The following is a 6716-nucleotide window of genomic DNA, read 5'->3' as shown; positions in this document are numbered from 1 at the left end:
AGGTAATACCTAGTGCTGCTTGCCATAGAGGAAGCGTTGGCGGAACGATAAGCGCAAATAAGATAGAAGTAACAAAGAAACCTTCGTTTACTTCGTGCTTACGCACCATACAGAACAGAACTTCCCAGAAACCACCAACGATGAATACCGTTGCGTAGATAGGTAGGAAGTATGTAGCACCAAGTAGCATCTTGCTGCCAACACCTGCATCGGGCCCTAAGGAGGCTCCAAGCATTTCGGTTAGCCAGTAGTGCCAGTTACCACTGATAACAGATGCTAGTTCAGCGCCTGCGTACATATGGTTAAGTGCAGCGATAGCTTGGCCACCCGCGTTGTACATACCCCAGAACATTGCTGGGAATACCGCGAACCAAACCATGATCATGATACGTTTTAAATCAACGCTATCACGAACGTGTGAGCTTTTCTTTGTGATAAGACCTGGCGTGTAAAACACTGTCGCTGCTGCTTCGTAAAGCGCAAACCACTTCTCGTGTTTACCACCTGGCTCAAAATGATGCTCGATGTCTTCAAGAAACTTTTTAAGGCCCATGAAAATTACCCTTCCTTCTCAATCGTATCTAGGCATTCACGAAGTAGTTGACCGTACTCGTACTTACCTGGACATACAAAGGTACACAATGCTACATCTTCTTCGTCTAGTTCTAGCGCACCAAGTGCTTGAGCACTATCAATGTCGCCTGCACATAGATCACGAAGCAGCAATGTAGGTTCCATATCTAGAGGCATTACGCGCTCGTAGTTACCAATTGGAACCATTGAGCGGTCACTACCGTTTGTCGTCGTTGTCATGTTGAACAACTGACCTTTAAACAGGTGACCAAGGAATGAACGAGTAACAGAGAACTTGTTCTTACCAGGCATAGCCCAGCCGAATAGCTCTTTATCACGACCTTCACGTAGAACAGAAACTTGCTGATGGTAACGACCAAGGAAAGCATGTGGACCTGTTGCTTCAGTACCCGTAAGTACAGAACCAGAAATCACACGAACTTCGCCTGGCATTAACTCGCTGTCTGTCAACTCTTCAAGGCTAGCACCAATTTGAGTACGAACTAGACGTGGGTTATTCACCACTGGACCAGCCAGAGAAACAACACGCTCAGAGTAAATCTCACCAGTAAGGAAAAGCTTACCGAATGCGATAACATCTTGGTAGTTAATGCTCCACGCTACATTTTGTGCATTTACCGGATATAGGTAATGCACATGCGTGCCTGCAAGACCTGCAGGGTGTGGGCCATCAAAAACATGTTCTTCAACGTTAGACTGAGCTGAACGAGGTAAGCTAGTACCTTTTTTACAAACGTACACTTTACCGTTAGTCAGAGTTGAAAGAAGATCTAAACCAGCAACGAAAGCATCAGACTGCTCGTTAATGATTAATTCTGGCTCAGCTGCTAGCGGATTAGTATCCATAGCAGTAACGAAAATAGCCTGAGTTTCAGAATCAACTGCTGGAACCTTGCTGAACGGACGAGTTCGCAAAGCGGTCCATGCGCCAGACTCAACTAACTGAGTTTTAACCGTTTCACGGTCAAGACTTACTAGTTGGTTAGCTTCATAGCTATTGAACGTGATTTGCTCATTGCCTGCTACTTCAATCACTACTGATTGAAGAACACGCTTAGCACCACGGTTCACTTCAATAACTTTACCGCTTGCTGGAGAAGTAAATACAACACCTGGGTTCTTTTTATCTGCAAAAAGAACTTGGCCTTTCTTCACTTCATCACCAACGCGAGCATGCATCGTAGGACGCATACCAACGTACTCTTCGCCAAGCAAGGCGACTTTAGTGATGGACTTACCATCATTAATCACCTGGGATGGAGTTCCTGCGATAGGAAGATCCAAACCCTTCTTTATTGTAATCATACGCACTTGCACTACTTTATCGGGAAAAAGATTCTTTTAATTGCGTAAATTCGGGACGTTTTAAAATCGCCCTTAGACACGACATTACAGTGTCCGGTTTTGGTAAATTAGAGATACCAAAATCGCAACATTACATTAATAAACTCATCACAAAGATTATGTGAGATTTATCAGGTGCCGTATTCTAGCATTTTTTGACAACTTGATGCCATGACCAATAACTTGAATACGGCCTTAATTTGGTGAGATTTGAAGCATATGGACTCTCAAATATGTATAAATTTGACGAGCCGCACAGATAAAATGGCTTTTGAATCGTGTTTTAAACAAGAGATTAATACTCTGTCACAAACTAATATTTTACGAGTTATGTTGAAACACTGTTAATAAAAACATTACTCATTGTGGGTATTTAAAGACGCCTAATTTGACATCAATTTGAGTGATATAAACCCTAAAAACACATCAGCCTGGCGATAAAAAAGGCAGCATCGCCACCTCTTCTATCAGTTAGTTTTATTACTTACCACCGCCCATACACATAGGGCTGTCTGGCACGTTATCGAGTTGCTTCATCCATTCATCTTTTGTATAAGTGTGAATAGATAGTGCGTGAATATTATTCGCTAGCTCTTCTGAAAGTGCTTTATTTACCGCTCGATGACGACCAATAAGGCGCAAGCCTTCAAACGCATCGCTGACAACAATCACTTTAAAATGACTCTCAGAACCAGCCGGAACATTGTGCATGTAGCTCTCATTGACCACGTTTAAATGACTTGGTGAAAACTCATTGTGCAATTTTGTTTCGATAACTTCTTGGATCATTATGATTCCTTAATAACGTATTGGCATTATCTGTGGGGGAAGTATAAACCCTAACTGGTCGACTGTCTGAGTATTTCATAACGAACGACTTAGGTTTGGTTGAGTTTTTTCTATCTTGTTCAGGCTGCATTTGAGACAATATCTTTGTTATTTCTTACATAAGTATCTCAAGCTATGAAAACCGAACTTACTCTTCTCGATAGAACTTTGACCTTACATCGTTTCCCCAACCGTTCAAATGAAACCCTTCAAGCTTGGGATGCGGGCGACGAATACATTATTAGTCACGTTGAAGAGATGAATCTTGAACCTGGCAAACACATCCTGATCATGAACGATAGCTTTGGTGCCCTGTCGGCATGGTTCTCTAAAGATCATGATGTCACCATGATGAGCGACTCGTTTATCTCTCATCGCGGTGCGCTAAAAAACTTGCAGCGCAATCAAAGTAACCGTGTGAACTTCCTGAATACGATGGATGATATCCCACACGGTATCGACCTTGTGATCATGCAACTACCGAAAACAAACCGTCATCTAGTATGGCAATTGAGCCAACTACGCCAAGCGTTGCCAGAAGGCTGCCAAGTCATCAGTGTAAACAAAGTAAAAGACATCCACACATCTACACTTAATATTTTCGAAAAATACCTAGGTGAAACCAAAACTTCTCTAGCGAAGAAGAAACATCGCTTGGTTTTCTCTTCACCAAATTGTCAGCCGCTTCAAACGGTCGAACCTTTTGTTGAATGGGATGTCGACGGTGAAGATATTCGCCTGAAAAATTTACCGAACGTTTACTCAGGCGAGGCACTCGATCAAGGCGCTCGCTATATGCTAGAGCACATCCCTCAAGATCCTGAACTGCGTCATATCATCGACCTAGGTTGTGGCAACGGTGTATTGAGTGTAAAAGCTGGGCAATTAAACCCACAAGCACGTATCACCTGTGTTGATGAAAGCTTTATGGCAGTGGAATCAGCGCGCCAAAATATTAAGGATAACCTTGGCGAAGAAGGTAATTTCCAGTTCATCGCCAATAACTGTTTAGATGGTTTTAAGAAAAACAGCACTTACTTAGTTATGTGTAACCCTCCGTTCCACCAACAACAAGCGATTACAGATCACATTGCATGGCAAATGTTCTGTGATGCAAAGCATGTTCTTAGCAACGGAGGCAAATTAATTGTTATTGGTAACCGACACCTCGGATACGATGTCAAACTAGCAAGACTATTTGGTGAAGCAAACGTTGAAACGCTTGAACTGAACCAGAAATTTGAGATATTACAAGCAACAAGAGAACCTGCGAATTTTAATAAATAAGCAGAAATGACGTCACAAGAATTTAAGATACCGAGCTCCTGGTGTGAATTTAGAAAGGATAAAGGAATGAAAAAACTGATTTTGGCTGCTTCTATTTTAGCTTTGACAGCATGTTCAGCCCCTCAGCAAGAACAGATCAACGTAATGCCAGAAGCTTCACTAAGCTCAAGCAACCTTGTACAAGGCAAAACATACACACTAACCAGTAAAGATGTTCGTGCCGCTCAATATGTTGCATTGGTTGATAGTGGCCGTTCAAACATTCAGCCAATTCACGCTAAGCAAAACATGCGTATTTCTCTAGAAAACGCTATTGCTCAACAATTGGAGTCTCAAGGTTTTCGTGCAAGCGTAAACAGTGAAAACTCAATTGTTTTAGAGATTCAAGAAGCGCTTGTTACCGTCAAGCACACCATCATGGAAAACCAAATGGATGGTAAAGTAACACTTGAAGTAACCGCTGAAACGCCTGAAGGCAAGCTAGTTAAGACATTCAATGGTACAGCAACTCGCACAGGTGCATTAAGTGCATCAAATGACGATATCGCAATGGTACTAAACGATGTTATCGACTTAGTTCTTAAAGAGATTGCCAATGACCAAGAGCTGCAAACTTACATGAAGGAACGTTTCTAATGGGGCGCATTCTATCTTCTATCGCATTGATGCTGGTGAGCGTGAGCGTTTGGGCTGGTCCTAAAGTGAACGTAGAAACAACATTAGGCGGCTTCACTATCGAGCTAAACCAAGAGCAAGCACCGGTTAGTGTTGATAACTTTCTGAAATATGTTGCTGACGGTAGCTACGAAGGCACTCAGTTTCACCGTGTGATCCCGGGCTTTATGGCTCAGGGTGGTGGCTTCGATCAAGATATGAAGCAATTAGCAACTTATGCGCCTATCAAAAATGAAGGCAGTAATGGCCTGAAGAATGATACTGCAACGATCGCAATGGCTCGCACCAATGCACCAGATTCTGCAACTCGCCAGTTCTTCATTAACTTTGCAGACAACGATTTCTTAAACGCGAAAGGCGGTAATCCTGGTTACGCTGTGTTTGGTAAAGTAACCGATGGTTTTGACGTTGTTCAGAAGATGGCAACAATTCCAACCAAGCGAATGGGCCGCATGTCAGACATTCCTGTCGACCCAATCGTCATCACTAAAGTGACCCTTCTTAAGTAATCCAATGTAACGCCCTTATTCTTAAGGGCGTTTTCTATACAAGGACGCCCCATGTCATCAGGCACCCCCTCTCTTTCTTGGATGCAAACTTTCCGCAGCTACTTAGACAAACGTCTACTTTGGGTGTTTATGCTCGGTTGTTCGAGTGGCTTCCCATGGGTTCTGATTGGATCCAACATGTCTGGTTGGCTAAAAGATGCCGGTTTAACTCGTGCTGCGATCGGTTATTTCGGCAGTGTGTTTGCTGTCTATGCTATTAACTTTTTATGGGCACCGTTGGTAGACCGAGTCAAACTGCCAGTTTTACACGCGATATTAGGCCAACGACGCAGTTGGATATTCTTGTGCCAAAGCTTGGTATTGATCTGTACCCTGTTCATTGCTGGAGTAAACCCAGCCAATGACTTGATGTTCACCTCTATGCTTGCTCTCGGAATAGCTATCGCCTCAGCAACTCAAGATGTCGCAATAGATGCCTTCCGTATTGATTCATTTCCAAAATCGGAAGCATCAAAGTTGCCACAAGCATCCGCAATGGCCGTGATGGGATGGTGGACTGGCTATTCTCTTCCAGGTTATCTTGCTTTTATCAATGCTGACTCAATCGGTTGGAATGGTGTGTATTACGGTATGGCTGGTGTGGTTGTCGTGTTAATGCTGTTTACTCTTTTTGTCGGAGAACCCAATACACAACGTGAAGCATTGCAAGAGCAAGCACAACAACGTCACAACAGAGTTGTCGGTTCAAAAGTCGTCGCTTGGTTCAGCGTTACAGTGCTAGAACCGTTTTATGATTTCTTCAAACGAAACGGAGTTCAAGTTGCCATCACCCTTCTACTGTTTGTGTTCCTATTTAAGATAGGTGAAGCCTTCTTGGGTAGAATGTCTATCACCTTCTATAAAGAGATAGGCTTTAGCAATGAACAGATTGGCCACTACTCTAAGTTAATCGGTTGGGGCGCGACGATATTCTTCACCTTGCTAGGCAGTATCTTCAATGTGAAATTCGGTATTGTACGCGGGCTAATGATTGGTGGCATCGCAATGGCAGCCAGCAACCTAATGTTTGCGTGGATCGCTCAGGCAGGCCCTAGTGAAACTCTGTTCTTGGCAACTATCATTGTCGACAACTTCACAACCGCCTTTTCGACGGTAGCATTTGTCTCTTTCTTAACCTTACTGACTGGTCAAGCTTTCTCAGCAACGCAATATGCCTTATTAGCATCCTTAGGCAATTTCGGTAGAACAACACTGGCTTCATTCAGTGGCGAGCTCGTCGATTACCTCAATGATTGGTCAACCTTCTTTATACTGACGTCATTAATGGTGATTCCGAGTTTGATCATGCTCTATTCGCTACGCCACTTTTTCACTAATTTATTAGAAAAAGCGAAAAACAACCACGAATAAAAGAAAAAGAAAGCAAAAGAGAAGAGGGGAGCATTGAGCTACCCTCTTCTCTTTTCTATTTTCTATTTT

At 43.0% G+C, this 6716-nt stretch carries 7 protein-coding genes; 4 read left to right on the top strand and 3 right to left on the bottom strand.

Going from position 1 to position 6716, the window contains the following annotated elements:
* From AB4496_RS16215 to bolA, 3 genes are all read right to left on the bottom strand, one after another.
* On the bottom strand, positions 1 to 553 hold a 553-nt coding region (locus tag AB4496_RS16215), incomplete at its 3' end, for an RnfABCDGE type electron transport complex subunit D (RefSeq protein ID WP_372131365.1).
* 5 nt (positions 554 to 558) lie between these two features.
* Positions 559 to 1899, bottom strand: coding sequence for a Na(+)-translocating NADH-quinone reductase subunit A (locus AB4496_RS16210; RefSeq protein ID WP_102258206.1), 1341 nt, complete (start codon positions 1897 to 1899; stop codon positions 559 to 561).
* A gap of 519 nt (positions 1900 to 2418) precedes the next feature.
* A complete protein-coding gene (gene bolA, locus AB4496_RS16205; RefSeq protein ID WP_009848370.1) occupies positions 2419 to 2727 on the bottom strand; it encodes a transcriptional regulator BolA in 309 nt (102 codons plus the stop codon).
* A 174-nt stretch (positions 2728 to 2901) separates the two neighbouring features.
* Here bolA and AB4496_RS16200 point away from each other — a divergent pair, with 174 nt between their 5' ends.
* The 4 genes from AB4496_RS16200 to AB4496_RS16185 all read left to right on the top strand — a co-directional run bounded on the left by AB4496_RS16200 (position 2902) and on the right by AB4496_RS16185 (position 6647).
* Positions 2902 to 4053 (top strand): class I SAM-dependent methyltransferase, encoded by a 1152-nt coding sequence (locus AB4496_RS16200; protein ID WP_009848369.1) that lies wholly within the window; start codon positions 2902 to 2904, stop codon positions 4051 to 4053.
* A gap of 66 nt (positions 4054 to 4119) precedes the next feature.
* Entirely contained in the window at positions 4120 to 4689 is a 570-nt protein-coding gene (locus AB4496_RS16195) for a YajG family lipoprotein (protein WP_009848368.1), read from the top strand.
* A complete protein-coding gene (locus AB4496_RS16190; RefSeq protein WP_009848367.1) occupies positions 4689 to 5237 on the top strand; it encodes a peptidylprolyl isomerase in 549 nt (182 codons plus the stop codon). The genes AB4496_RS16195 and AB4496_RS16190 overlap by 1 nt, the downstream gene beginning before the upstream one ends.
* 51 nt (positions 5238 to 5288) lie before the next feature.
* Positions 5289 to 6647, top strand: a complete 1359-nt coding sequence (locus AB4496_RS16185) for an AmpG family muropeptide MFS transporter (RefSeq protein ID WP_009848366.1) — start codon at positions 5289 to 5291, stop codon at positions 6645 to 6647.
* Positions 6648 to 6716 lie beyond the last annotated feature (69 nt).

The organism is Vibrio sp. 10N.222.46.A1, assembly GCF_041473595.1.
Taxonomy (GTDB): Bacteria; Pseudomonadota; Gammaproteobacteria; order Enterobacterales; family Vibrionaceae; genus Vibrio; species Vibrio tasmaniensis_A.
This window is presented reverse-complemented; position numbering and strand designations above follow the sequence as displayed.